We start from the raw sequence: 23,236 nt of genomic DNA on the forward strand, positions 1-23,236 counted from the left end.
GTTATGATGCACGGCTTGATATTATTTTGATATTAAAAGGCTTCAAGTGAAAACAAAATTGCAGTTCCCTTTAGCAGAATCTGACCCGGATCACCCGTTTGCCAAAGCAGTGTTAACTTGGTTTGCACAGTATGGGCGTAAACATTTACCTTGGCAACAAAATAAAACCTTATATGGTGTTTGGTTGTCGGAGGTGATGTTACAACAAACGCAGGTTGTAACAGTTATTCCGTATTTTGAACGTTTTATTGAACGTTTTCCCACGGTAACGGACTTAGCTGATGCGCATATTGATGAAGTTTTGCATTTGTGGACCGGTTTAGGTTATTACGCGCGTGCCAGAAATTTGCATAAAGCGGCACAACAAATTCGAGATCAATTCGGTGGTGAATTTCCGACCGATTTTGATAATGTTTTGGCGCTTTCAGGTGTTGGACGCAGTACGGCTGGTGCGATTTTATCGTCTGTGTTAAATGCGCCGCATCCGATTTTAGACGGTAATGTAAAACGGGTGCTTTCTCGTGTGTTTGCGGTGGAAGGCTGGAGTGGTGAAAAAAGCGTAGAAAATAAATTGTGGCAATTAACTGAAAGTGTTACGCCGAATCGTCAAGTTGCCGATTTTAATCAGGCGATGATGGATCTCGGTGCAATGGTATGTACCCGCAGCAAACCGAAATGTTCGTTATGTCCGTTAGCGAATTTATGCGAAGCGAATCGGCTTGAAGCATGGGATAAATTTCCGGCGAAAAAACCGAAAAAAGCTTTGCCTGAACGTCAGGCTTATTTTTTAATTATCAAATCGGGCAACAAGATTTTATTGGAACAGCGTAAAGCCAAAGGGCTTTGGGGCGGATTATACGGATTTCCGCAATTTGAAGATATGGATGAGCTTAACCGGTCTCTTTCTGAACAGAATTTGCAAATTTCCCAGCAATTAATCGCATTTCGCCACACATTCAGCCATTTTCATTTAGATATTACCCCGATTTTGGTAGATCTGGATTTGCAAAAAAATGCTAAAAATCAACCGCTTGTCTTACAAGAAAATTGCGGAAATTATCGCCTTTCAGTATCTTCAACCGCTAATTATTGGTATGATTTACAATTACCGAGCGAAGTAGGTTTGGCGACGCCCGTAAAACGTATTTTGGATGAACTCAGTTTAACGCTAACTAGCACTAATAAGGAATAAAAATGGCTCGTATTGTATTTTGTGAGTATTTAAAACAAGAAGCTGAAGGCTTAGATTTTCAATTATATCCAGGCGAATTGGGTAAGCGTATTTTTGATTCTATTAGTAAACAAGCGTGGTCGGAATGGATTAAAAAACAAACTATGCTCGTGAATGAGAAAAAGTTAAGTATGATGAACCCAGAACACCGTAAATTGCTGGAAACGGAAATGGTAAATTTCTTGTTTGAAGGCAAAGAGGTTCAGATTGATGGTTATGTTCCTGTCGAACAGATGTGATAAGGTATTGATTTTTAATGAAAAAATATACTAAGTATTTACCGTTATTGTTGGTAATCCCGTTCTTAGCCGCTTGTGGCAGCAGTACTAAAAAAGTGAAAAGAACGAAGACGAAAGTTGATTACACTAAAGACACTAACGGTTTAGATATTTTAACCGGACAGTTTTCGCATAATATCGATGATATTTGGGGAAGTAACGAACTGTTAGTCGCGAGTAAAAAAGACTACGTAAAATATACGGACCAGTTCTATACTCGTAGCCATATTTCATTTGAAGATGGCCAGATTACGATTGAAACCTTAGGTGACCAAAACCACTTACGTAACAGTATTGTACACACCTTATTAATGGGATCAGACCCGAAGGGGATTGACTTATTTGCTTCGGGCGATGCGCCGATTAGTAATAATCCGTTCCTTGCCGGTCAGGTGAACGATCAATTTGGGCGTGATATTAATAATATTGCGATCGCTAATGATTTTGCGACTTATTTAATTCAAAATAAATTACAAACTCGCCGTCTTCAAAACGGTAGAACAGTAACTTACGTGGCGATTAAAATGGTGGCGGGACATATTGAAGTACGTGCGCGTCAATATTTACCATTGGTACGTAAAATAGCGAAGCGTTACGGCATCGAGCCAAGCTTGATTCTAGGTATTATGGAAGTTGAATCGGCATTCAACCCGTATGCGGTAAGTTATGCAAATGCGATTGGGTTGATGCAGGTTGTGCCTCGTACTGCCGGACGTGATATTTTTGCGCGTAAAGGATTTGGCGGTCAGCCGGATCGTGCTTACTTGTATAATCCGGCGCAGAATATTGATGCGGGGACTTTATATTTGACCATTTTACGAGACGAATATTTAGACGGTATCACTAATCCGGTGGCAAAACGTTATGCGATGATTTCCGCTTATAACAGTGGTGCAGGTGCGGTACTTAAAGTATTTGAGTATGATAAATATGATGCGATTGATCGTATCAATGATTTATCTCCAGATGCGGTTTATCGTATTTTGACAACGGCACATCCATCAAGCCAAGCACGAAATTATTTGAAGAAAGTAACGAAAGCTCGAGAAAAGTATTTACACGTTCGATAATTTGTTGTTTTTTAAAGCAAAAAGTACAAAAAAAGCACGTTTAAACCGAGTTTTTTAAATTTTTAAAAAAAGTGTTTGACGAAGCAGGGTGAAATCAGCATAACGCACCCCGCAAAAAAACCCAGCCGCCACAAAACAGTCGGTAGAGCAGGGGATTGAAAATCCCCGTGTCGGTGGTTCGATTCCGCCTCGAGGCACCATCTATTCCTCCTTAGTTCAGTCGGTAGAACGGTGGACTGTTAATCCATATGTCGCAGGTTCGAGTCCCGCAGGAGGAGCCATATTTCGAAGCCCTGATGATTTTCATTAGGGCTTCACTTCATTAGCAATTTGCTTTTGCTAGCTTTTCAAAAAGTTATCTTGGAGAGCTTGACGCTGAGTTAAAATAATTGCATAATAAACTCTCGCAATCAATGAGATGCCTCGATAGCTCAGTCGGTAGAGCAGGGGATTGAAAATCCCCGTGTCGGTGGTTCGATTCCGCCTCGAGGCACCATTAATTGCAAAATTCAATTCCTCCTTAGTTCAGTCGGTAGAACGGTGGACTGTTAATCCATATGTCGCAGGTTCGAGTCCCGCAGGAGGAGCCATATTCAGGAGCCCTGATAGTTAAATAACTATTAGGGTTTCGCTTTTTCTAGACGCTGAAAAGCATATTTTCTATATGCTAAGTGCTATTGCTGAAATTTTGTGATCTCTCTCCAATTTTTGAAAAAAACTTGAAATTTCCCTTCGCAAAATTGTGTGAGACAGAGTATTATTAGCGAAACAATAAAAATGATTCCTCGAATATCGTCAATTTTGCGACATCACTTTTAATACGAGTGATGTCGCATTTTTTTATACCTGAAAATCCACCTTTTATCCTGTCATAAAGGTGGATTTTTTGTATAATGAAAGTAATTTTCCGCTTATGAGCCCTTTGGGTTTAAAAAGAAGCGGTCGGATTTTAGAAAAATTTTGCAAAGAGAAAATTATGTTTGAGAACCTATCTGACAGACTATCGAAAACCTTGCGTAACATTACCGGTAAAGGTCGTTTAACGGAAGATAATATTAAAGATACGTTGCGTGAAGTGCGTATGGCGTTATTAGAAGCCGACGTTGCGTTGCCGGTTGTGCGTGAATTTATTAATAAAGTGAAAGAGCGTGCGATTGGTGAAGAGGTAAATAAAAGTTTAACGCCGGGTCAGGAGTTTCTTAAGATCGTACAAAGCGAGCTTGAGAAAGCGATGGGTGAGGCGAATGAGGAGTTAAATCTTGCAACCCAACCGCCGGCAGTAATTTTAATGGCGGGTTTACAAGGTGCGGGTAAAACTACCTCGGTCGGTAAATTAGCAAAATTCCTTAAAGAGCGCCACAAGAAGAAAGTATTAGTGGTTTCTGCCGACGTTTATCGTCCAGCGGCGATTAAACAGCTTCAAACCTTAGCGGAAGCGTTAAAGGTTGATTTCTTCCCGACAGAGACAAGCCAAAAACCGGTTGAAATCTCGGAACTTGCCTTAAAACACGCCAAACTTAATTTCTTTGATGTTTTAATTGTAGATACCGCAGGTCGTTTACACGTTGACGGTGAGATGATGGAAGAAATCCAGCAAATCCACAGCGTATTAAATCCGATTGAAACACTTTTCACCGTGGATGCGATGACCGGTCAAGATGCGGCGAATACGGCAAAAGCTTTCAACGAAGCCTTACCGCTTACCGGGGTGATTTTAACCAAAGTGGACGGTGATGCACGTGGAGGTGCGGCGTTATCTATTCGTCAAATCACCGGCAAGCCGATTAAATTCCTCGGTGTGGGTGAGAAAACCGATGCGTTAGAACCGTTCCATCCGGATCGTGTTGCTTCACGTATTCTGGGTATGGGCGATGTGCTATCGTTAATTGAAGATTTACAGCGCTCGGTTGACCAAGAAAAAGCCGAGAAAATGGCACAGAAGTTCAAGAAAGGTGATGATTTCACCCTTGAAGATTTCCGTGAACAGCTCATCGAGATGAAAAAAATGGGCGGTATGATGTCGATGCTGGATAAACTGCCCGGTGCAAAGAATTTACCTGATCATGTAAAAAATCAGGTAGATGATAAAATGTTCGTTAAAATGGAAGCGATCATTAATTCTATGACGCTGAAAGAGCGTGCGAATCCGGATATTATTAAAGGTTCTCGTCGTCGTCGTATTGCGTTAGGTTCGGGTACACAGGTACAGGACGTAAACAAATTGCTCAAGCAGTTTGATGAAATGCTGCGTATGATGAAGAAAATGCGTAAAGGCGGTATGGCGAAAATGATGCGCGGCATGAAAGGCTTAATGGGCGGAGGCGGTTTAGGCGGCCTCGGTGGCTTAGGCGGAATGTTTGGCGGTAAACGCTAATTAGCTGACGATCAAGCGGTCGGATTTTGTAGAAAATTTGCAAAATCCGACCGCTTTTTTATGCCTTATTTGGCGAGTGCTTGACGCAGCTTTCCGTGATGCACAGAAAGTAATTGTTCGGCAGTAGTTTTATCCGAATCACTCAATATCATCATAATCGCTAATTTTGCGTTGTTTTCGGCAATTTTTAGTGCATTTTCGGCAACTGTTCGATCACATTCGGTGGCTTCCATCACGATTTTAATCGCACGGGCTTTGAGTTTTTCGTTGCTTGCCTGCACATCAACCATTAAATTGGAATAGCATTTGCCGATCATCACCATTGATGCGGTGGTCAGCATATTCAACACCAGCTTTTGTGCCGTGCCGGATTTCATGCGGCTTGAGCCGGTCAGTACCTCTGGCCCCACAATCGTATCAATCGCAATCTCTGCAATTTGCGCCATTGCTGAATTCGGGTTGCTGGCAATCGAAACGGTAGTTGCACCTAAAGATTTAGCGTATTCTAACGCACCGATAACATAAGGTGTGCGTCCGCTTGCTGCAATTCCGACCAATACATCTTTTTGTGAAAAATTGATCGCTTGTAAATCGGCTTTGCCTCGTTCAGTATTATCTTCCGCTCCTTCAATTGGGTGACGTAACGCCCGTTCGCCTCCGGCAATAATGCCGACCACCATTTCTGGCGGAACGCCATAAGTTGGTGGACATTCCGAAGCGTCTAATATGCCTAATCGTCCGCTGGTGCCGGCACCAATATAGACTAAACGCCCCCCATTTTGGAACGCTTGTACGATTTTTTCGACTGCTTGAGCAATTTGCGCTAAACATTTTTCTACCGCGAGTGGGACTTGTTTATCCTCTTGATTGATCACTTTCACTAGCTCAAGTGCAGAGAGTTGATCGATATTCATTGAGTTAGGATTACGTTGTTCGGTAAGCATTTTTGACAACGCCGCTAATAAATTTTTTTCTGACATATTTATCTCCAACCACCTTTTACTTTCGGTGTTTTATACAAGTGAGGAAATGATTACTTAGGATAAATTACCCCTAAACTCACCGGTTCTTTTGCACCGGTTACGCTTGGTAGATTACTTGCTAAATTATGTACACGTTGATAAGCTAGCCAGGCAAAAGCAGCTGCTTCGACATAATCAATATCCAATCCATATTCGCTAGTGGTTGTGACCGTCCATTTCGGTAGTAATTCACTAAAACGCTGCATTAACAATGGGTTACGTGCGCCACCACCACATGCAAGTAACAAGCATTGCTTTTCACTTTCTAAAGTTTTTAACTCGTTTACGACACTTTGTGTGGTAAATTCTACCAGTGTCCGTTGTACGTCTTCAGGACGATAAGCGGTTAAATTTACCGATTTTTTTGCAAGCCATTCGAGATTAAATAATTCTCGTCCGGTGCTTTTCGGGGCAGGTAATTTGAAAAAAGGCTCATCAAGTAAACTGTCGAGTAGTTCTGGAATCAGTGTTCCGGTTTTTGCCCATTCGGCATTTTTGTCATAGCGTTTAGCTTGGTGCAGCTCTATCCACGAATCCATCAGCGCATTTCCGACACTGACATCATAGCCGATGGTCGGTTGCTGTGGCGCAAGTACCGAAATATTGGAAATACCACCGATATTTAGTACCACGGTTAAGCGTTCCGGTGAGGCAAAAATCCCTTCGTGAAAAGCGGGAACCAGTGGCGCGCCTTGTCCGCCGACTGCCATATCTTTACGGCGAAAATCTGCAATAGTGGTAATGCCAGTGTGAGCAGCAACCAAATTCATATCGCCGATTTGTATCGTAAACGGGAATTTGCCGTTTGGAGAGTGCCATACGGTTTGTCCATGACAACCGATCGCTTGAATATCACTGGCGCTTAATTGATGTTCGGTTAAAAAGCGATTGATACTTTCGGCATACAGTAAGCCTAAACGGTGATCGATTTCACCTAATGTTTGTAACGAAGTTTCGCCGCTTTTGAGTAATTGCGATAAATCGGTGCGTAAATCTTCCGGCATAGGTGTAAAGCCGCAAGCGGTCAATTTTGGCGGATTTTTTGCAAAATCCATTACACATAAATCAACACCGTCAAGACTGGTGCCGGACATCACGCCGAGGTAGAGGTTTTTAGTCATAAAAGTGAGATAAAATGAAAATTTGTTGAATTATATCGAATATCCTGCATAAAAGCGGTAAGATCTCGGCTGATTTTTACAAATTTATCTCTTTATGAACCTTCAAAAACTTTTATTGATTCGACGTTTTTTCTCCACGCTTGCATTTTTCTCAATGCAAACCGTGTTTTTTATCTATTTACAGAAAAAAGGCTTAAGCAATAGCGAAATCGCTTTTTCGTTGTCTTTATTATTCTTTTGTAATCAAGCGTTGGCGATTTTAGCCGGCATCTGGGGCGACCGTTACGGCTTGGCTAAAATGATGTTACTAGGCTGTTTGCTGGACGTGTTGGCTTATATTTTCTTCCTCTCAGCGGATAATTACGGACTATTATTGCTAGCCACTACTTGCTTCGGGCTGGGGAGCTGTTTGTTCGGTACTAATGCAAAGGCGTGTTTACTGGCTTTGGCGGGCGATGAATATAGCGAAAAAACCCGTTTGCAGGGCAAGTATCTGAAAGTGACCAGTATGTCTTCAATGTTTGCGCCGTTATTGGTGATTCCGTTTATTAAATTTGAGCAAATCGAGTTATTAATTTGGGTTTGTTTTGCGATGGAGACGGTGCTATTTGTGCTAATGATCAAGCCGTTTTATCAGATTCAAACGTTACAAAGTTTGGTGAAATTCCGCTTCGGGCAAATTCGAGAAATTATCACCAAAGAATTTTTATTTGTGCATTTGATGTTGTTTATTCCGCTATCAATTGCCACTTCGTTTTTTGTGATTTTTCCGTTTTTATTTGATAACAAATTAGCTGCACCGGAACATAGCCCGATCGCATTATTTGTGAACGGTTTGATGACGGTATCGCTACAAAGTTATTTCTCGCGCAAAATTAATCTCACTGCGAAGCAAATTGTTTGGGTCGCACCGCTGTTAGCGATTGGTATCATTGTGCCGTGGTTTATTACCTTGCATTACATTTCGCTGTTTAGCGCTTATGTCTATTTAGTGATTTTTACTGTGATTGAGGTGTATGCGCTGACGGCAATGGCGAATTTGTTAGTGAAATTTGATAACGGTACCAATCGAGGCTTTATTTTCGGTGCGTCACGTCTGCTGCTTTCGATTGCGACGGTAGTGGTGATGAATTTAATTCCTCATTTGTTTTTGGTGTAGTTATGACTATTCTTTGGGTTGCTCTCGGTGCGGTATTAGGCGCAATTTCTCGCTGGCAATTAGGCGTGTGGTTTAACGGTTTTCTAAACCAATTCGCTTTTGGTACATTGTTAGCAAATTTACTCGGCTGCTTCTTAATTGGAATCGCTATCGGATTATATTTGAATGATGGGCAGAAGTTGTTGTTTATCACTGGTTTTCTAGGCAGTTTCACCACCTTCTCAAGTTTTTCGTTAGAAGTAAGTGAAAAGCTACTGACGGAGAAATATTACCAAGCCTTCGGTATTATCGGTTTGCATTTAGTTGGTGGAATCTTGTGTACGATGATGGGAATTTTTTTAGTACGTACGTTGACAAGCGGTCAAAATTACTAAATTTTCTGCAAAAAATGCCCTCACGACTTAAAGTTGGAGGGCATTTTTCGTTAGCTAATTAAAGTAAAATATTTGCTAATAAAAGACCGAAGCCAATACTAAAAATCATACTTAATAAGCCCGGTAACATAAAGCTGTGGTTAAAGATGTATTTACCAATTCTTGTTGTACCGGTTGTATCAAAGTCAATTGAGGCGATAATCGGACCGTAGTTCGGAATAAAGAAATAACCGTTTACCGCAACGAATACCCCGATTAATACCGGCGCAGGAATGCCAATTGCAATCGCAAGCGGGAAGAGTGTTGCTACGGTTGCGCCTTGGCTGTTTACTAATACCGATAAAACAAATAATGCGAAAGCAAATGCCCACGGTGCGGTTTCTACTAAGCCTTGTACCATGCCTTTCACTTCAGTCATATGGCCTTGCATTAAGGTATCACCTAACCATGCGATACCGAAAATCGCAATTACCGCACGCATACCGGCATGGAAAATCGAACCTTTAGTGATTTCATCGCCGTCCGGTTTGCAGAATAAGATAATTAATGCACCGACAGAAAGCATTACGATTTCAATCGTATGCGCCATACCCATCGGTTTGCCGTCAAACACAGGGCGAAGTGACGGTACTGCACCCATTAATACAACTAATAATGCACCGAATAAGAATAAACCTACAGAAGTTTTCGCCGTTGATTTGATTTGGATATTGGCAGGATCGACAGAAGTGTGATTTTCTTTTACATAATCAGGATCTTGTAATAATTTTTGGTAGTGAGGGTCGTCTTTTAACTCTTTACCCATTTTATTCACAAATACACAAGCAAGCATTAAACCAAGTAAAGTTGCCGGCACGGTTACCATTAATACATCACCTAAAGTAATGCCTTGCGGCTCTAAAAATGCCACTACTGCAACGACTGCCGCCGCAATCGGGCTTGCTACGATCGCAAATTGTGAAGCGATTACTGCCATTGAGAGAGGGCGCTCCGGACGAATACCGTTATGGCGGCTAACTTCAGCGATAACAGGTAATACTGAATACGCTACGTGACCTGTACCCGCTAACACGGTGAATGTCCAAGTCACAAGCGGTGCGATAAAAGTAATATATTTTGGATTACGACGTAAAATGTTTGTTGCCAGTTTGATCATATAGTCTAAACCGCCAGCCGCTTGCATTGCCGCTGCAGCTGCAACTACCGCCATGATCATAAACATTACGTCAATCGGTAAGCCTGCTGGTTTTAAACCAAACACGAAAGAAAGGATCGCTAAGCCTAATCCGCCAAATACCCCTAAACCGATACCACCGACACGGGCACCAATCAAAATACATAGTAAAACTATGGCAAATTGCAAAAGAAACATTGCAGACATAATTTGATTACTCCATTGTAATTCAGTAAAAAAATCCTCATACTTGAGAAAATAGTCCTTAGAGATAAGCCTTCTCAAAGCAGAATTAAACTCTTTGAAAAGGGTGCTTAATATAGCAATAAATAAAACTAATCGCTATAAGAATCAATAATTAAATTTTTTTATGATAGGAAATAATATGCAATTTTCAAAAATGCACGGGCTTGGCAATGACTTTATGGTGATTGATGGTGTAACGCAAAATGTCTATCTTACTGAGGATGTGATCCGAAAATTAGCTGATCGTCATACCGGCGTTGGCTTCGACCAATTATTGCTTGTAGAGCCGCCTTACGATCCGGATTTAGATTTCCATTACCGTATTTTTAATGCGGACGGTAGTGAAGTTGCACAATGCGGTAATGGTGCGCGCTGCTTTGCCCGTTTTGTCACGCTAAAAGGTTTAACCAATAAACAAGATATTCACGTGAGTACTGCCAAAGGCAAAATGGTATTAACTTTAAAAGGTGAAGAAAAAGTTCGTGTGAATATGGGTGAACCGATTTGGGAACCGGCACAGATTCCGTTTACGGCAAATAAATTTGAAAAAAATTATATTCTAAGAACGGATTTGCAAACGGTGTTATGCGGTGTGGTTTCAATGGGCAATCCGCATTGTGTGTTACAAGTTGAAGATATTAAGACAGCACCGGTAAATGAATTAGGACCTTTGTTGGAGAATCATGAACGCTTTCCTGAGCGCGCTAATATCAGCTTTATGCAAGTAGTGAATCGCAATCATATTAAATTACGAGTATTTGAACGTGGTGCCGGCGAAACGCAGGCGTGCGGTAGCGGTGCTTGTGGTGCGGTTGCAGTAGGGATTATGCAAGGCTTGTTGGATAGTAATGTACAAGTCGACTTACCCGGTGGTTCACTCCAAATCGAGTGGGAAGGTGTCGGTCATCCGTTATATATGACCGGTGATGCTACCCATATTTATGACGGTTTTATTAAACTCTAAGCCTTTTAGCCAAAAGTAAGCGGTCAAATTTCTGCAAAATTTTGCAAGAATTTGACCGCTTGTTATTTATGGCTAATCGCTCCTAAGCGTTTTCTACACCAAACGCCATTACTTCATCAATTTTCTCGGCATTTATTGCAATCATCATCAAACGATCCACTCCTAATGCGACACCGGAACAATTTGGAATTCCTGCTTTTAATGCGGCAAGAAAACGAGTGTCTAACTGCTGAGCCGGTAAGCCCATTTGTGCACGTTGTACGTTATCTTGTTCAAAGCGGCGCATTTGTTCTTTCGCATCACTTAGCTCATGGAAGCCGTTTGCCAATTCTAAGCTTTTGTAATAAACCTCAAAACGTTCCGCAACACGGTGATCTTCCGAACTGATTTGAGCCAGTGCCGCTTGTGACGACGGAAAATGATAGACCGCAGTCGGGCGCTCTTTACCGATATTCGCTTCTACGATTTCACTGAATAGAAATTGCAATAAAGTATCTCGATTCTCGTCATCTTCACAAGGGAAGCCGTGTTTACGGGCTTTTTCAACCAATTGCGCGCGAGTTGCCGAAAGCGGATCTAAACCGACGTAGGTTTGGAACACGAACTGATAGCTATAAGATTCCGCCGGTTCACAATCCAGAATTTGCTGGAGTAAATCATCCACTTCATTGATTAAACGATACATATCAAAATGCGGACGATACCATTCCAACATAGTAAATTCCGGATTATGACGCTTGCCGGCTTCTTCATTACGAAACACTCGGCATAATTGGAAAATTGAACCGCTACCCGCCGCCAATAGGCGTTTCATATGGTATTCGGGGCTTGTCATCAGATGCAGTGTTTTCGCTTCGCTGGCAAAGGGCGAAAGGAATTGGGTGCTAAAGGTAGAAAGATGCACGTCCGTCACAGAAAATTCGCTTAGTGCGGGCGTTTCCACTTCTAATACGCCGCGATCTTTAAAAAATTGGCGAATTTCCGCCATTATTTGGCTGCGTTTGATTAGGTTTTGGATAGAAGCGGTCGGTTTCCATTCAATATTTTCTAAAATTAATTCATTCATGGCAGAGATTATCGAACGTTAAAAATGAGATTGTAGCGGTATTTATTTCGGTTTGTGAAGTTTAATTTCAATGTGGAGTGGAATTTACAGCACATTTTCCCTAAAAATTTTGTTATATCTTTGGTAAAATTTTGGTTAAATTTAACCGCTTAATGCGATAGATTCTTATCTGTAATTACGAGTAATTATCAATACGGAGCAAGGGTTTTGTACCTTTTTTGAGGTAGATCACAAAACGTATTTTTTGTGCCGTGAAAACGCAAAATAAACTTATATTGTGTAAAAAATAGTGGCACAATGCGAGCAAGTTATATTGATTAATTTATCTATTATTTTGGAGTGCATTATGCAAAGTGTTAATTTTGATGTCGCAATTATCGGTGCTGGCGGTGGCGGTTTACGTGCAGCGATTGCCGCAGCGGAAGCAAATCCAAATCTTAAAATTGCTTTAATTTCAAAAGTTTACCCAATGCGTAGCCATACTGTGGCGGCAGAAGGCGGTTCAGCGGCGGTAATTAAAGATACAGACTCTTTCGACAACCACTTTAATGATACCGTTGGTGGCGGTGACTGGTTATGTGAACAGGATATCGTAGAATATTTTGTTGAGCATTCACCGATTGAAATGACTCAATTAGAACGCTGGGGTTGTCCTTGGTCTCGTCGTCCGGACGGTGAAGTAAACGTACGTCGTTTCGGTGGTATGAAAATCGAACGTACTTGGTTTGCGGCGGACAAAACCGGTTTCCACTTATTACACACACTTTTCCAAACTTCAATCAAATATCCTAACATCGTACGTTTTGACGAGCATTTCGTCTTAGATATTTTAACCGACAACGGCGAAGCATGCGGTTGTGTGGCAATGAATATGATGGAAGGTACTCTTGTTCAAATCAATGCAAATGCAGTTGTTATCGCAACAGGTGGCGGTTGCCGTACTTATCGTTTCAATACTAACGGCGGTATCGTAACCGGTGACGGTTTATCAATGGCGTATCGTCACGGAGTGGCATTACGTGATATGGAATTCGTTCAATATCACCCGACCGGTTTACCGAATACCGGTATCTTAATGACCGAAGGCTGCCGTGGTGAAGGTGGTATCTTAGTGAATAAAGACGGTTACCGTTACTTACAAGATTACGGTCTAGGTCCTGAAACACCAATCGGCAAACCGGAAAACAAATATATGGAACTTGGTCCGCGTGATAAAGTTTCACAAGCATTCTGGCAAGAATGGAAAAAAGGTAACACTTTAAAAACTGACAAAGGTGTTGATGTTGTTCACTTAGACTTACGTCATTTAGGTGAAAAACACTTAACCGAACGTTTACCGTTTATCTGCGAATTAGCGCGTGCTTATGAAGGTGTAGATCCGGTAACTTCACCAATCCCAGTTCGCCCGGTGGTTCACTACACCATGGGTGGTATCGAAGTGGATATGAATGCAGAAACTTCAATTAAAGGCTTATTTGCAGTCGGTGAGTGTGCTTCTTCAGGCTTACACGGTGCAAACCGTTTAGGTTCTAACTCTCTGGCGGAATTAGTGGTATTCGGTAAAGTAGCCGGTGAAAATGCGGCGCGCCGTGCACAAGAAGCAACACCTCGTAACCAAGCGCAAATTGATGCGCAAGCACAAGATGTCGTTGCACGCTTACACGCTTTAGCTCGTCAAGAAGGTAATGAATCTTGGGCAGATATTCGTAACCAAATGGGTGACGCAATGGAAGAAGGTTGTGGTATCTACCGTACACAAGAAAGTATGGAAGGTGCGGTAAACAAAATCCATGAGTTAAGAGAGCGTTACAAAAATATCAGCGTAAAAGATAAATCAAGCGTGTTTAACACCGATTTACTCTACAAAATCGAATTAGGCTTCATTTTAGATGTGGCGCAATCAATCGCTTGCTCGGCTGTTGAACGTAAAGAATCTCGTGGTGCACACCAACGTTTAGACTATACCGAACGTGACGATGTGAATTACTTAAAACACACCCAAGCATTCTACAACGCAGACGGCACGCCAACCATTAAATATTCAGATGTGAAGATTACTAAATCACAACCTGCAAAACGTGTATATGGTGCGGAAGCTGAAGCGCAAGAAAAAGCGAAAAAAACAGCAGAACAGGCACAAAAATAGGAGAGCGATAATATGGCAAATTTAAACAAAATGACCATCGAAGTGCTTCGCTACAATCCGGAAACAGATAGCGAACCACATTTAGACAAATATGAAGTGCCGTTCGACAGCCAAACTTCATTATTAGATGCACTCGGTTACATTAAAGACGAACTCGAGCCTGAGCTTTCTTATCGTTGGTCTTGCCGTATGGCGATCTGCGGCTCGTGCGGTATGATGGTAAACGGTAAACCGAAATTAGCATGTAAAACATTCTTACGTGATTATAGCGGCTTTATGCGAATCGAACCGCTTGCCAACTTCCCGATTGAGCGTGACTTAGTGGTGGATTTAAGCCACTTTATTGATAGCATCGAAGCAATCAAACCTTATGTTATCGATAATAAAGCACCGGAAGGTCAGCGTACTAAACAAACACCGGCACAATTAGAGAAATATCGTCAATTCTCAATGTGTATTAACTGCGGCCTATGTTATGCAGCTTGTCCGCAATTTGGTTTAAACCCTGAGTTTATCGGTCCGGCAGCGATTACCCTTGCTCACCGTTATAACTTGGATAACCGTGATAACGGTCGTGAGCAACGTATGAAACTCTTAAGCTCTAAAAACGGGGTGTGGAGTTGTACTTTCGTCGGTTATTGTTCAGAAGTATGTCCGAAACATGTAGGTCCGGCTTCTGCAATTAACCAAGGTAAATTAGAAAGTGCGAAAGATTACGTAATTTCAATGCTTAAACCAAAAAGCTAGGGGGCAATATGACAACAGCAACTAAACGTAAAGCGTATGTACGCGAAATGAAAGCGAACTGGTGGACAAAACTCGGTTTCTACAAAATGTACATGGTACGTGAATCAACCTGCTTAGCAACCGTATGGTTCTGCCTTGTATTGCTTTACGGCGTGATTAGCCTTGGTGGGGCAGGTTTAGAAAACTTTATCGGTTTTTTACAAAACCCAATCGTATTTATTTTAAACGTTATCAGTATTGCCGCATTGCTTTATCATGCAGCGACACTTTATGTGATGACACCGCAAGTGCTTACTTTTATTGTGAATAATGAACGTGTTAACCCAAATATTTTAAGAAATGTACTTTGGGCGGTAACCGGCGTAGTAAGCTTAGTTGCGTTAGTATTTACTTATATTTAGGGGAGGAATGGCAATGAGTAAACAAGATCCGAAACGTTCTAATGAGCCACCTGTGTGGTTGATGTTCAGTGCCGGCGGTACAATTAGTGCAATTTGCTTTCCTATCTTAATCTTAATTTTAGGTGTGTTATTACCGCTTGGTTTGGTGCCGGTGGATAATATCGTGGCATTTGCTCACACTTGGTTAGGTAAATTAGTGATTTTGGCGGTAACTATTTTCCCAATGTGGGCAGGTATGCACCGTGTACATCATGGTTTACATGACCTTAAAATTCACTTTCCTGCGGGGGGCTGGGTATTCTACGGATTATCGGCTATCTACTCAGTGATTGTGTTCTTTGCAGTAATCGCACTGTAATCAATATAACGTGAATAAAGCCATCCGTCAGGATGGCTTTTTTGATCCGAAATTTGCAAAAAATCGAGCAATTTTGACCGCTTGTTATGTGCGATATTTATCGGTTTAACTTAAAATTTCACGGCATTTATCCGTTACTTCCTGTAATATGGCAGCATAATCGGTCTCTTTTAGCCCTATACAACCAAAGTAATGCATACTTACGTTTTCAATGCCACAGAAGTTAAATAATCCGTTGCCCATGGTATGTTCGAAAGCTTGTAAGAAACCCTTTTGTTGATACTTTTCGTTCGAGTTACCTAAGGTCACGAATTGCTGCATTTTTTTGCCTTTCAATAAACCGACACTTTCAATTTCGCCATTTTGATAAGCAAATCCATAGCTTAACACTCGGTCTAAGTAGCCTTTTAAGATTGCTGGAAATCCCATCCACCACAGTGGGTAAATCAAGGTAATGACATCGGCTTGTTGCCAATATCGGTGTTCGATTTGGATTTCTGTTGGATACTGGCTGGTGAGACTGGACTGAAATTCTTGCCAAGTTAAGTTTGGATTAAACTTTAGTTGATATAAATCTCGTACGATAACTTGATGGTCTTTGCTTGCCTGAACGGCTTGCGAAAGAATTGCGTGGTTAAAACTTTGCGGATTCGGATGTGCATAAATAATCAGATGGTTCATCGTATTTCCCAGCTAAATAATAACGGTTCCTAATTATCGCTAAAATCTTGCTTTACATACAAAACTTCCTCTAATTATTCTTTGACAATTATCAATCTTTCCTGTTGTTCCTCAGCAAATACCTCCTTCGAGTAATAAAAGCAGACCAGTAAAAATCGGATAATGCCGACCATTTAATTAGACTTGTAATGGGGATGCTTTGTCCGATTTTAGCCAACAATCATTACCTCGGCGCAGTTTTTTACGTGGACATTTTTTAAACGCGTTACAAACGGAGCAGGTAAAGCAACAAGGACATAATGCGATTCGCCCGCCTTGGACAAATCTTGCAGATTTTTATCAAAAATGCACCGCTTGTAATAACTGCATATCTGCTTGCGAAACTCAAATTATCATCAAAGGTGCCGGCGGTTATCCGGAAATAGATTTTAACCGTGGCGAATGTACTTTTTGCCAAGCTTGTGTGAAAAGTTGTGAGGCGGATGTTTTCTTAGAGATAACGGAACAACCTTGGACGCATAAAGTGGAAGTACAGGACCGTTGTTTATTAAAGCAACGTGTTGAGTGTCGCTCTTGCGGTGATAGTTGTGAAAGCCGAACCATTCGTTTTCGTCCGGCATTGGGCGGAATTGCAAATTTAGTGCTGGATTTGACCGCTTGTAACGGTTGTGGTGCTTGTTTGAGTGTTTGCCCGACCAAAGCAATTAGAATTAATAGGGAAAATAATGAGTAATTTAGAGAGCCAGAATTGGTATGTCTGCAGTCTTGTGGTACAAGCGAAGCCAGCCAAACTTGAGCAGGTGAAAGCGGATATCTTAGCGATTCCTTATGCCGAGATTCATGGCGAGAAAGCCGAAGAAGGTAAATTAGTGGTTACGCTAGAAAGTGACAGACAGCTTGCGCTTGCCGATTTAATTGAACAAGTGAAAGATATTAGTGGTGTTATCGTAGTATCACTTATTTCAAATTATATTGATGAAAAGTAAATAGGCTCCCCCTCTTTGACAAAGAGGGGGCTGGAGGAGATTTTACAAGCGGTAATTTTTCTCCGATTTTTTACAAATCTCCCCTAACCTCTCTTTACTAAAGAGGGGATAGATTTTTTAATTTAATCATAAATGTGGGACATTAATTATGGAACTCAATCGTAGAGATTTTATGAAAGCAAACGCAGCAATTGCTGCGGCGGCTGCGGCAGGAATGACGATTCCTGTCAAAAATGTTTATGCTGCTGATGACGGTATTAAATGGGACAAAGCGCCATGCCGTTTCTGCGGTACGGGTTGTAGTGTACTTGTCGGTACTAAAGACGGTCGTGTTGTTGCAACGCAAGGTGACCCGGATGCAGAAGTAAACCGTGGTTTAAACTGTATCAAAGGTTACTTCCTTTCAAAAATTATGTACGGTGCAGACCGTGTACAAACGCCTTTGTTACGTATGAAAGACGGTAAATTCTATAAAGAAGGTGATTTCACACCGGTTTCTTGGGATCAAGCTTTCAGCATTATGGCGGAAAAAGTTAAAGCGACTTTAAAAGCGAAAGGCGGTAATGCGGTAGGTATGTTCTCATCAGGCCAAACTACCATTTTTGAAGGTGTCGCGAAAGTAAAACTTTGGAAAGCCGGCTTACGTTCTAACACAATCGACCCGAATGCACGTCACTGTATGGCATCTGCGGCGGTGGCGTTTATGCGTACCTTTGGCATGGATGAACCGATGGGTTGTTATAACGACATTGAGAAAACCGATGCATTCGTGCTTTGGGGTTCAAATATGGCGGAAATGCACCCGATTTTATGGAGTCGTATTTCTGATCGCCGTTTATCTGACGATAAAGTAAAAGTCGTAGTAATGTCCACTTTTGAACATCGTTCGTTTGAACTTGCGGATACGCCGATTATCTTCAAACCGCATTCGGATTTAGCGATTCTTAACTATATCGCAAACTACATTATCCAAAACGATAAAGTGAACTGGGATTTCGTGAATAAACACACCAAATTCAAACGTGGTGAAACTGACATCGGCTACGGTTTACGTCCGGAACATCCACTGCAACAAGCGGCTAAAAATGCGAAAACTGCGGGCAAAATGTACGACTCTGACTTTGAAGAATTCAAGAAAATCGTTGAGCCTTACACATTAGAAAAAGCGCATGAAATTTCCGGTGTACCGAAAGATCAGCTAGAAACCTTAGCGAAAATGTATGCGGATCCAGAACAAAAACTGGTTTCTTACTGGACAATGGGCTTTAACCAACATACACGTGGCGTGTGGGTAAACCATATGATGTACAACGTACATTTACTTACCGGTAAGATTTCAATTCCGGGTTGTGGCCCATTCTCATTAACCGGTCAGCCGTCAGCTTGTGGTACGGCACGTGAAGTGGGTACTTTCGTACATCGTTTACCAGCAGACATGGTGGTAACCAATCCGAAACACGTTGAGATCGTAGAAAAAGCGTGGAAATTACCAAAAGGCACAATCCCGACTAAACCGGGTTATCCTGCGGTAATGCAAAGCCGTATGTTGAAAGACGGTAAATTAAATTTCTTATGGCAGCTTTGTACTAACAATATGCAAGGCGGTCCGAACATTAATGAAGAAATTTTCCCAGGCTGGCGTAATCCTGAAAACTTTATTGTCGTTTCAGATCCGTATCCATCTGTAAGTGCGGTCGCGGCAGACTTAATTCTTCCAACTTGTATGTGGGTAGAAAAAGAAGGTGCTTACGGTAATGCGGAACGTCGTACTCAGTTCTGGCGTCAGCAAGTGAAAGGCCCGGGCGAATCTCGTTCAGATTTATGGCAAATTGTTGAGTTCTCAAAATACTTCAAAACGGATGAAGTATGGGACGAAGAACTGTTAGCGCAAATGCCGGAATACCGTGGTAAAACCCTTTACGAAGTGCTTTACTTAAATGGCGAAGTGAATAAATTCCAAGTACCAACCAATGTACCAGGTTACCTCAATGATGAAGCCGAACATTTTGGTTTCTACTTACAAAAAGGTTTATTTGAAGAGTATGCACAATTCGGTCGTGGTCACGGTCACGATTTAGCTGATTTCGATACTTATCACCAAGTTCGCGGTTTACGTTGGCCGGTGGTTGACGGTAAAGAAACTTTATGGCGTTACCGTGAAGGCTTTGACCCGTATGTGAAAGCAGGCGAAGGTGTATCGTTCTACGGTTATCCGGATAAGAAAGCGATTATCTTAGGTGTACCTTACGAAGCACCGGCAGAAAGTCCGGATGAAGAATACGATTTATGGCTATGTACCGGTCGTGTACTTGAACATTGGCATACCGGTACGATGACACGTCGTGTGCCGGAATTACATCGTTCGTTCCCGAACAACTTATGTTGGATGCACCCGACAGATGCGAAAAAACGTGGTTTACGTCACGGTGATAAAGTGAAATTAATTACCCGTCGTGGTGAAATGATTACCCACTTAGATACACGTGGTCGCAACAAGTGCCCGGAAGGCTTAATTTATACCACCTTCTTCGATGCTGGTCAGTTAGCTAATAAATTAGTGCTAGATGCGACAGACCCGATTTCAGGTGAGACTGACTTTAAGAAATGTGCGGTTAAAGTGGTTAAGGCGTAATTATAGCCCCCCCTCTTTTGAAAAAGAGGGACTGGGGGAGATTTTAAGGAGCTTCAATGTCGCACAAATCTCCCCTAACTAGGCGGAAATTTTAACCGCTTGCAAAAGGAAACTATGATGAAACTTGACCCAAATCGCCGTCAATTTTTGAAAAATGCGACCAGAACGGTAGCCGGTATTTGTGGTGTCGGTGTGATTCTCGGATTACAGCAACAACAAGCGAATGCCAAAGAAGGTGTAGCGCTTCGCCCACCGGGCGCATTACCTGAAAAAGACTTTTTGGCGGCTTGTACCCGCTGTGGGCAGTGCGTACAGGCTTGTCCGTACGATATGTTGCATTTGGCTAGCTTGATTTCGCCGATGGAAGCCGGTACGCCTTATTTCGTGGCTCGTGATAAGCCGTGCGAGATGTGTGTTGATATTCCTTGTATGAATGCTTGCCCGAGCGGTGCGTTGAGCGAGGCGTTAACCGATATCAATGATGCTCGTATGGGATTGGCCGTGTTGCTTGACCACGAAACCTGTTTGAACTGGCAAGGCTTACGTTGTGATGTTTGTTATCGTGTTTGTCCATTAGTGGATAAAGCGATCACATTGGAACGTATCCATAACGACAGAACAAATATTCACGCTAAGTTAATTCCAACCGTACATTCCGATGCCTGCACCGGTTGTGGGAAGTGTGAACAGGCTTGTGTATTAGAAGAAGCAGCAATCAAAGTATTACCGATGGATCTTGCTAAAGGTTTGCTTGGTAGACATTACCGCTTAGGTTGGAAAGAAAAACAAAATGCCGGTAAGGCGTTATTGGAAGATCAGCATCCGGACGGTTTACGCCCAGCGTTAGACGCCCGTATGCCGGAAGGAATGAGCGAACCGATTTACCAATTTATGCAGATTCAGCCGAATCAGAAAGTAGCGACGCCAAATCGTGCCACTTACGATTACGTACCGAAATCAACCACGGTGCCGGAAGCGGAACATTTCCCTAACTTAGATCTAAACATTAAGGGGGTGAAATAATGGCTGAAGTGAAATACGTACCGAATAAACCTAAGGATGCAGGGCTTGAAGCACGACAAAAATTAGGTTGGTGGCGAGCTTATCGCTTTCTAATTTTGCGCCGTTTGAGCCAATTAAGCATTATCTTAATGTTTTTAAGCGGGCCGTTTTGGAATGTTTGGATTTTAAAAGGTAACTATAGTGGCAGTATGCTGTTTGATAGTGTGCCGATGAGCGATCCGCTGATGACCGTAGAAAGTCTAGCGACAGGATATGTGCCTGAATGGACAACGATTTTAGGTGCCCTGATTATTGTGGCATTTTATGCGATTGTGGCAAGTAAAGCTTTTTGTAGTTGGGTTTGCCCAATGAATATGGTGACCGATGCCGCCGCATGGCTGAGACGTAAGTTAGGCATTCGTCAAAGTGCGAAAATCTCACGTAATTTACGTTACGTGATCTTAGCGATGATTTTAATCGGCAGTGCAATCTCGGGAACCCTGTTGTGGGAGTGGATTAACCCAGTTGCTGCATTAGGACGAGCCTTTGTTTTTGGTTTAGGTGCAACCGTATGGCTGGTAGCGGTCATTTTCTTACTTGATTTGCTGGTTGTGGAACACGGCTGGTGCGGGCATTTATGCCCAATCGGTGCAACTTATGCACTGATTGGTGCAAAAAGTGTCGTGAAGGTGAATGTAGTCGATCGTAACCGCTGTGATCGTTGTATGGATTGCTACAACGTATGCCCGGAACCTCAAGTATTAAGAGTTCCGCTACATGGTAAACCGGAAGACAGCACCATTGTACTTTCGAAAGATTGTGTTAGCTGCGGACGTTGTATTGATGTGTGTGCAGAGAAAGTCTTTGCATTCGGTACACGCTTTCAAGACAGTATTGAAGTGAAAAATGTTTAACAAAACTCCCCTCTTTGAAAAAGAGGGGGAGATTTAAAAATCTCAAATTTACAAAAATTTGGCGGAAATCCACCGCTTGTAAAATCTCCCCTGATCCCTCTTTAGTAAAGAGGGGGGAATTTATAACCCTTTTTAATTTTTAAAACGGAGTGATTTAACATGAGAAAATATCTCACCCTCTTATTGACCGCATTGGCGGGTTTTGCCGTGGCGGAAACGCAAGTGGCAAAAAGTATTGATAGCACAGTGGAAAGTGTTACCCCTGCTTATACCAATGCACAGAAAGATGCAGGCAACATTCCTGTGACTTTCCCTCACCAACCACCGCTTGTTCCGCACAGTATTCGTGGTTTACAAGTAACGAAAAATATCAACCAATGTTTAGGTTGTCACAGCCCTGAAGTTGCGCCGACAACCGGTGCGACACGTGTGCCGGCAAGTCACTTTATGGATCGTGACGGTAAACCGACCGAAGGAACTTCGCCACGTCGTTACTTCTGTCTACAGTGCCACGTACAACAAACGGACGTAAATCCGATTATTCAAAATAAATTTGACACGATTCGTCAGACACAAAGTAAATAAGGAGAAAGGTGATGATTAAGAAATTTTGGAACTGGTTCCGTACGCCGAGTAAAATGGCTGCCGGTACACTCATTATCATTTCTGCGATTGGCGGTATTTTAGCGTGGGGCGGTTTTAACCAAGGTTTAGAACATACTAATACCGAACAATTCTGTTCAGACTGTCATATGAATGACGTAGTACCTGAATATCGTGCTTCGGCTCACTACTCAAACCGTAGTGGCGTGAAAGCAATCTGTTCAGACTGTCACGTACCGCATGAATTCCTTGATAAATGGAAACGTAAAATTATTGCTTCAAAAGAAGTGTATGCATACTTTACCGGAAAAGTGGATACTAAAGAAAAATTTGAAGCACACCGTTTAGAAATGGCGGAACGTGAATGGGCGCGTATGAAAGCTAATGACTCTCAAGAGTGCCGTAACTGCCATAACTTTGAAGATATGGACTTTACTCAACAGAAAACCGTGGCGCAACAAATGCACGCAATGGCACAAGATCAAGGCAAAACCTGTATCGACTGCCATAAAGGTATTGCACATAACCTTCCACATATGGAAAAAATTCAAAAGAGCTTCATTCCTGAAGATATGTTGAAAAAAGAACAACCAGCGGAAGGTAAATAACAAGCGGTTGGATTTTTATGCGATTTTACGATCCTCAAGTACGGTGTACTTGGGGATTTTTTTGCGAATTATGCTATAC

23 protein-coding genes and 3 tRNA genes are annotated in these 23,236 nt (G+C 42.1%); 21 read left to right on the forward strand and 5 right to left on the reverse strand.

The annotated features are described in order from the left end of the window. Window positions 1-46 precede the first annotated feature (46 nt). From mutY to ffh, 7 genes are all read left to right on the forward strand, one after another. Window positions 47-1,192, forward strand: coding sequence for an A/G-specific adenine glycosylase (gene mutY, locus C228_RS0109850; protein ID WP_018652454.1), 1,146 nt, complete (start codon window positions 47-49; stop codon window positions 1,190-1,192). A gap of 2 nt (window positions 1,193-1,194) precedes the next feature. Next, a complete protein-coding gene (locus tag C228_RS0109855; RefSeq protein WP_018652455.1) occupies window positions 1,195-1,470 on the forward strand; it encodes an oxidative damage protection protein in 276 nt (91 codons plus the stop codon). A 17-nt stretch (window positions 1,471-1,487) separates the two neighbouring features. Further along, window positions 1,488-2,579: a membrane-bound lytic murein transglycosylase MltC gene (gene mltC / locus C228_RS0109860; protein ID WP_018652456.1), complete on the forward strand. Its 1,092-nt coding sequence runs from the start codon at window positions 1,488-1,490 to the stop codon at window positions 2,577-2,579. Window positions 2,580-2,784: 205 nt separating this feature from the next. After that, window positions 2,785-2,860, forward strand: a tRNA-Asn gene (locus C228_RS0109865). Window positions 2,861-2,999: 139 nt separating this feature from the next. Then, a tRNA-Phe gene (locus C228_RS0109870) sits at window positions 3,000-3,075 on the forward strand. Window positions 3,076-3,093: 18 nt separating this feature from the next. Beyond that, window positions 3,094-3,169: transfer RNA gene (locus C228_RS0109875), tRNA-Asn, on the forward strand. 386 nt (window positions 3,170-3,555) lie between these two features. After that, the gene (gene ffh / locus C228_RS0109880; protein WP_026313276.1) at window positions 3,556-4,953 is read left to right on the forward strand and encodes a signal recognition particle protein; all 1,398 of its coding nucleotides are present in this window, start codon (window positions 3,556-3,558) and stop codon (window positions 4,951-4,953) included. Window positions 4,954-5,018: 65 nt separating this feature from the next. Here ffh and murQ read toward each other — a convergent pair whose 3' ends face one another. Then, window positions 5,019-5,933 (reverse strand): N-acetylmuramic acid 6-phosphate etherase, encoded by a 915-nt coding sequence (gene murQ / locus C228_RS0109885; protein ID WP_018652458.1) that lies wholly within the window; start codon window positions 5,931-5,933, stop codon window positions 5,019-5,021. A 53-nt stretch (window positions 5,934-5,986) separates the two neighbouring features. After that, on the reverse strand, window positions 5,987-7,096 hold the full coding sequence (locus tag C228_RS0109890; protein ID WP_026313277.1) for an anhydro-N-acetylmuramic acid kinase: 1,110 nt from the start codon (window positions 7,094-7,096) through the stop codon (window positions 5,987-5,989). 94 nt (window positions 7,097-7,190) lie between these two features. Between C228_RS0109890 and C228_RS0109895 the strand changes: the two genes are divergently transcribed. Next, window positions 7,191-8,255: an MFS transporter gene (locus C228_RS0109895; protein ID WP_018652460.1), complete on the forward strand. Its 1,065-nt coding sequence runs from the start codon at window positions 7,191-7,193 to the stop codon at window positions 8,253-8,255. Between the two features lie 2 nt (window positions 8,256-8,257). Next, on the forward strand, window positions 8,258-8,629 hold the full coding sequence (locus C228_RS0109900) for a fluoride efflux transporter FluC (RefSeq protein ID WP_018652461.1): 372 nt from the start codon (window positions 8,258-8,260) through the stop codon (window positions 8,627-8,629). A 58-nt stretch (window positions 8,630-8,687) separates the two neighbouring features. Here C228_RS0109900 and C228_RS0109905 read toward each other — a convergent pair whose 3' ends face one another. Beyond that, the gene (locus tag C228_RS0109905; protein WP_018652462.1) at window positions 8,688-10,010 is read right to left on the reverse strand and encodes an anaerobic C4-dicarboxylate transporter; all 1,323 of its coding nucleotides are present in this window, start codon (window positions 10,008-10,010) and stop codon (window positions 8,688-8,690) included. A 178-nt stretch (window positions 10,011-10,188) separates the two neighbouring features. Between C228_RS0109905 and dapF the strand changes: the two genes are divergently transcribed. After that, the gene (gene dapF, locus C228_RS0109910; protein WP_018652463.1) at window positions 10,189-11,013 is read left to right on the forward strand and encodes a diaminopimelate epimerase; all 825 of its coding nucleotides are present in this window, start codon (window positions 10,189-10,191) and stop codon (window positions 11,011-11,013) included. An 82-nt stretch (window positions 11,014-11,095) separates the two neighbouring features. On the opposite strand, the gene epmA is transcribed toward dapF, so the two are convergent. After that, window positions 11,096-12,079 (reverse strand): elongation factor P--(R)-beta-lysine ligase, encoded by a 984-nt coding sequence (gene epmA / locus C228_RS0109915; RefSeq protein WP_018652464.1) that lies wholly within the window; start codon window positions 12,077-12,079, stop codon window positions 11,096-11,098. A gap of 346 nt (window positions 12,080-12,425) precedes the next feature. On the opposite strand from epmA, the gene frdA reads away from it, so the two are divergent. The 4 genes from frdA to frdD are packed head-to-tail and all read left to right on the forward strand — an operon-like array spanning window position 12,426 to window position 15,731. Next, window positions 12,426-14,225, forward strand: a complete 1,800-nt coding sequence (frdA, locus tag C228_RS0109920) for a fumarate reductase (quinol) flavoprotein subunit (RefSeq protein WP_018652465.1) — start codon at window positions 12,426-12,428, stop codon at window positions 14,223-14,225. Between the two features lie 12 nt (window positions 14,226-14,237). After that, window positions 14,238-14,972, forward strand: coding sequence for a succinate dehydrogenase/fumarate reductase iron-sulfur subunit (locus tag C228_RS0109925; RefSeq protein ID WP_018652466.1), 735 nt, complete (start codon window positions 14,238-14,240; stop codon window positions 14,970-14,972). Window positions 14,973-14,980: 8 nt separating this feature from the next. Then, window positions 14,981-15,373, forward strand: a complete 393-nt coding sequence (gene frdC / locus C228_RS0109930; protein WP_018652467.1) for a fumarate reductase subunit FrdC — start codon at window positions 14,981-14,983, stop codon at window positions 15,371-15,373. 13 nt (window positions 15,374-15,386) lie between these two features. Beyond that, the gene (frdD, locus tag C228_RS0109935; RefSeq protein WP_018652468.1) at window positions 15,387-15,731 is read left to right on the forward strand and encodes a fumarate reductase subunit FrdD; all 345 of its coding nucleotides are present in this window, start codon (window positions 15,387-15,389) and stop codon (window positions 15,729-15,731) included. Between the two features lie 105 nt (window positions 15,732-15,836). Here frdD and C228_RS0109940 read toward each other — a convergent pair whose 3' ends face one another. After that, complete coding sequence (locus tag C228_RS0109940; protein ID WP_018652469.1) at window positions 15,837-16,412, reverse strand: NAD(P)H-dependent oxidoreductase; 576 nt, start codon at window positions 16,410-16,412, stop codon at window positions 15,837-15,839. 199 nt (window positions 16,413-16,611) lie between these two features. Between C228_RS0109940 and napF the strand changes: the two genes are divergently transcribed. The 7 genes from napF (at window position 16,612) to C228_RS0109975 (ending at window position 23,157) form a co-directional block, all read left to right on the forward strand. Then, window positions 16,612-17,145: a ferredoxin-type protein NapF gene (napF, locus tag C228_RS0109945; RefSeq protein WP_018652470.1), complete on the forward strand. Its 534-nt coding sequence runs from the start codon at window positions 16,612-16,614 to the stop codon at window positions 17,143-17,145. Next, window positions 17,138-17,398 carry a chaperone NapD gene (locus C228_RS0109950; RefSeq protein WP_018652471.1) on the forward strand — a complete coding sequence of 87 codons (261 nt, stop codon included), beginning with the start codon at window positions 17,138-17,140 and terminating at the stop codon, window positions 17,396-17,398. Before napF ends, C228_RS0109950 begins: the two co-directional genes overlap by 8 nt. 148 nt (window positions 17,399-17,546) lie before the next feature. Further along, complete coding sequence (napA, locus tag C228_RS0109955; RefSeq protein ID WP_018652472.1) at window positions 17,547-20,030, forward strand: nitrate reductase catalytic subunit NapA; 2,484 nt, start codon at window positions 17,547-17,549, stop codon at window positions 20,028-20,030. Window positions 20,031-20,147: 117 nt separating this feature from the next. Continuing rightward, window positions 20,148-21,053: a ferredoxin-type protein NapG gene (gene napG, locus C228_RS0109960; protein ID WP_018652473.1), complete on the forward strand. Its 906-nt coding sequence runs from the start codon at window positions 20,148-20,150 to the stop codon at window positions 21,051-21,053. Beyond that, entirely contained in the window at window positions 21,053-21,946 is an 894-nt protein-coding gene (gene napH, locus C228_RS0109965; RefSeq protein ID WP_018652474.1) for a quinol dehydrogenase ferredoxin subunit NapH, read from the forward strand. The genes napG and napH overlap by 1 nt, the downstream gene beginning before the upstream one ends. 159 nt (window positions 21,947-22,105) lie before the next feature. After that, on the forward strand, window positions 22,106-22,531 hold the full coding sequence (locus C228_RS0109970; RefSeq protein WP_018652475.1) for a nitrate reductase cytochrome c-type subunit: 426 nt from the start codon (window positions 22,106-22,108) through the stop codon (window positions 22,529-22,531). 11 nt (window positions 22,532-22,542) lie between these two features. Further along, window positions 22,543-23,157, forward strand: coding sequence for a cytochrome c3 family protein (locus tag C228_RS0109975; RefSeq protein ID WP_018652476.1), 615 nt, complete (start codon window positions 22,543-22,545; stop codon window positions 23,155-23,157). The last annotated feature ends 79 nt before the right edge of the window (window positions 23,158-23,236 follow it).

The sequence above is a fragment of the Actinobacillus capsulatus DSM 19761 genome, assembly GCF_000374285.1.
Classification (GTDB): domain Bacteria; phylum Pseudomonadota; class Gammaproteobacteria; order Enterobacterales; family Pasteurellaceae; genus Actinobacillus; species Actinobacillus capsulatus.

Excerpts from the sequence above, each read along its gene's own strand:
- napA (WP_018652472.1), top strand. The coding sequence starts at position 17,547 with ATGGAACTCAATCGTAGAGATTTTATGAAAGCAAACGCAGCAATTGCT.
- C228_RS0109905 (WP_018652462.1), bottom strand. The coding sequence starts at position 10,010 with ATGTCTGCAATGTTTCTTTTGCAATTTGCCATAGTTTTACTATGTATT.
- murQ (WP_018652458.1), bottom strand. The coding sequence starts at position 5,933 with ATGTCAGAAAAAAATTTATTAGCGGCGTTGTCAAAAATGCTTACCGAA.
- C228_RS0109925 (WP_018652466.1), top strand. The coding sequence starts at position 14,238 with ATGGCAAATTTAAACAAAATGACCATCGAAGTGCTTCGCTACAATCCG.
- napG (WP_018652473.1), top strand. The coding sequence starts at position 20,148 with ATGAAACTTGACCCAAATCGCCGTCAATTTTTGAAAAATGCGACCAGA.
- epmA (WP_018652464.1), bottom strand. The coding sequence starts at position 12,079 with ATGAATGAATTAATTTTAGAAAATATTGAATGGAAACCGACCGCTTCT.
- C228_RS0109940 (WP_018652469.1), bottom strand. The coding sequence starts at position 16,412 with ATGAACCATCTGATTATTTATGCACATCCGAATCCGCAAAGTTTTAAC.
- frdC (WP_018652467.1), top strand. The coding sequence starts at position 14,981 with ATGACAACAGCAACTAAACGTAAAGCGTATGTACGCGAAATGAAAGCG.
- C228_RS0109970 (WP_018652475.1), top strand. The coding sequence starts at position 22,106 with ATGAGAAAATATCTCACCCTCTTATTGACCGCATTGGCGGGTTTTGCC.
- C228_RS0109855 (WP_018652455.1), top strand. The coding sequence starts at position 1,195 with ATGGCTCGTATTGTATTTTGTGAGTATTTAAAACAAGAAGCTGAAGGC.
- C228_RS0109890 (WP_026313277.1), bottom strand. The coding sequence starts at position 7,096 with ATGACTAAAAACCTCTACCTCGGCGTGATGTCCGGCACCAGTCTTGAC.
- C228_RS0109950 (WP_018652471.1), top strand. The coding sequence starts at position 17,138 with ATGAGTAATTTAGAGAGCCAGAATTGGTATGTCTGCAGTCTTGTGGTA.
- dapF (WP_018652463.1), top strand. The coding sequence starts at position 10,189 with ATGCAATTTTCAAAAATGCACGGGCTTGGCAATGACTTTATGGTGATT.
- ffh (WP_026313276.1), top strand. The coding sequence starts at position 3,556 with ATGTTTGAGAACCTATCTGACAGACTATCGAAAACCTTGCGTAACATT.
- mltC (WP_018652456.1), top strand. The coding sequence starts at position 1,488 with ATGAAAAAATATACTAAGTATTTACCGTTATTGTTGGTAATCCCGTTC.
- frdA (WP_018652465.1), top strand. The coding sequence starts at position 12,426 with ATGCAAAGTGTTAATTTTGATGTCGCAATTATCGGTGCTGGCGGTGGC.
- C228_RS0109900 (WP_018652461.1), top strand. The coding sequence starts at position 8,258 with ATGACTATTCTTTGGGTTGCTCTCGGTGCGGTATTAGGCGCAATTTCT.
- C228_RS0109895 (WP_018652460.1), top strand. The coding sequence starts at position 7,191 with ATGAACCTTCAAAAACTTTTATTGATTCGACGTTTTTTCTCCACGCTT.
- frdD (WP_018652468.1), top strand. The coding sequence starts at position 15,387 with ATGAGTAAACAAGATCCGAAACGTTCTAATGAGCCACCTGTGTGGTTG.
- C228_RS0109975 (WP_018652476.1), top strand. The coding sequence starts at position 22,543 with ATGATTAAGAAATTTTGGAACTGGTTCCGTACGCCGAGTAAAATGGCT.
- napH (WP_018652474.1), top strand. The coding sequence starts at position 21,053 with ATGGCTGAAGTGAAATACGTACCGAATAAACCTAAGGATGCAGGGCTT.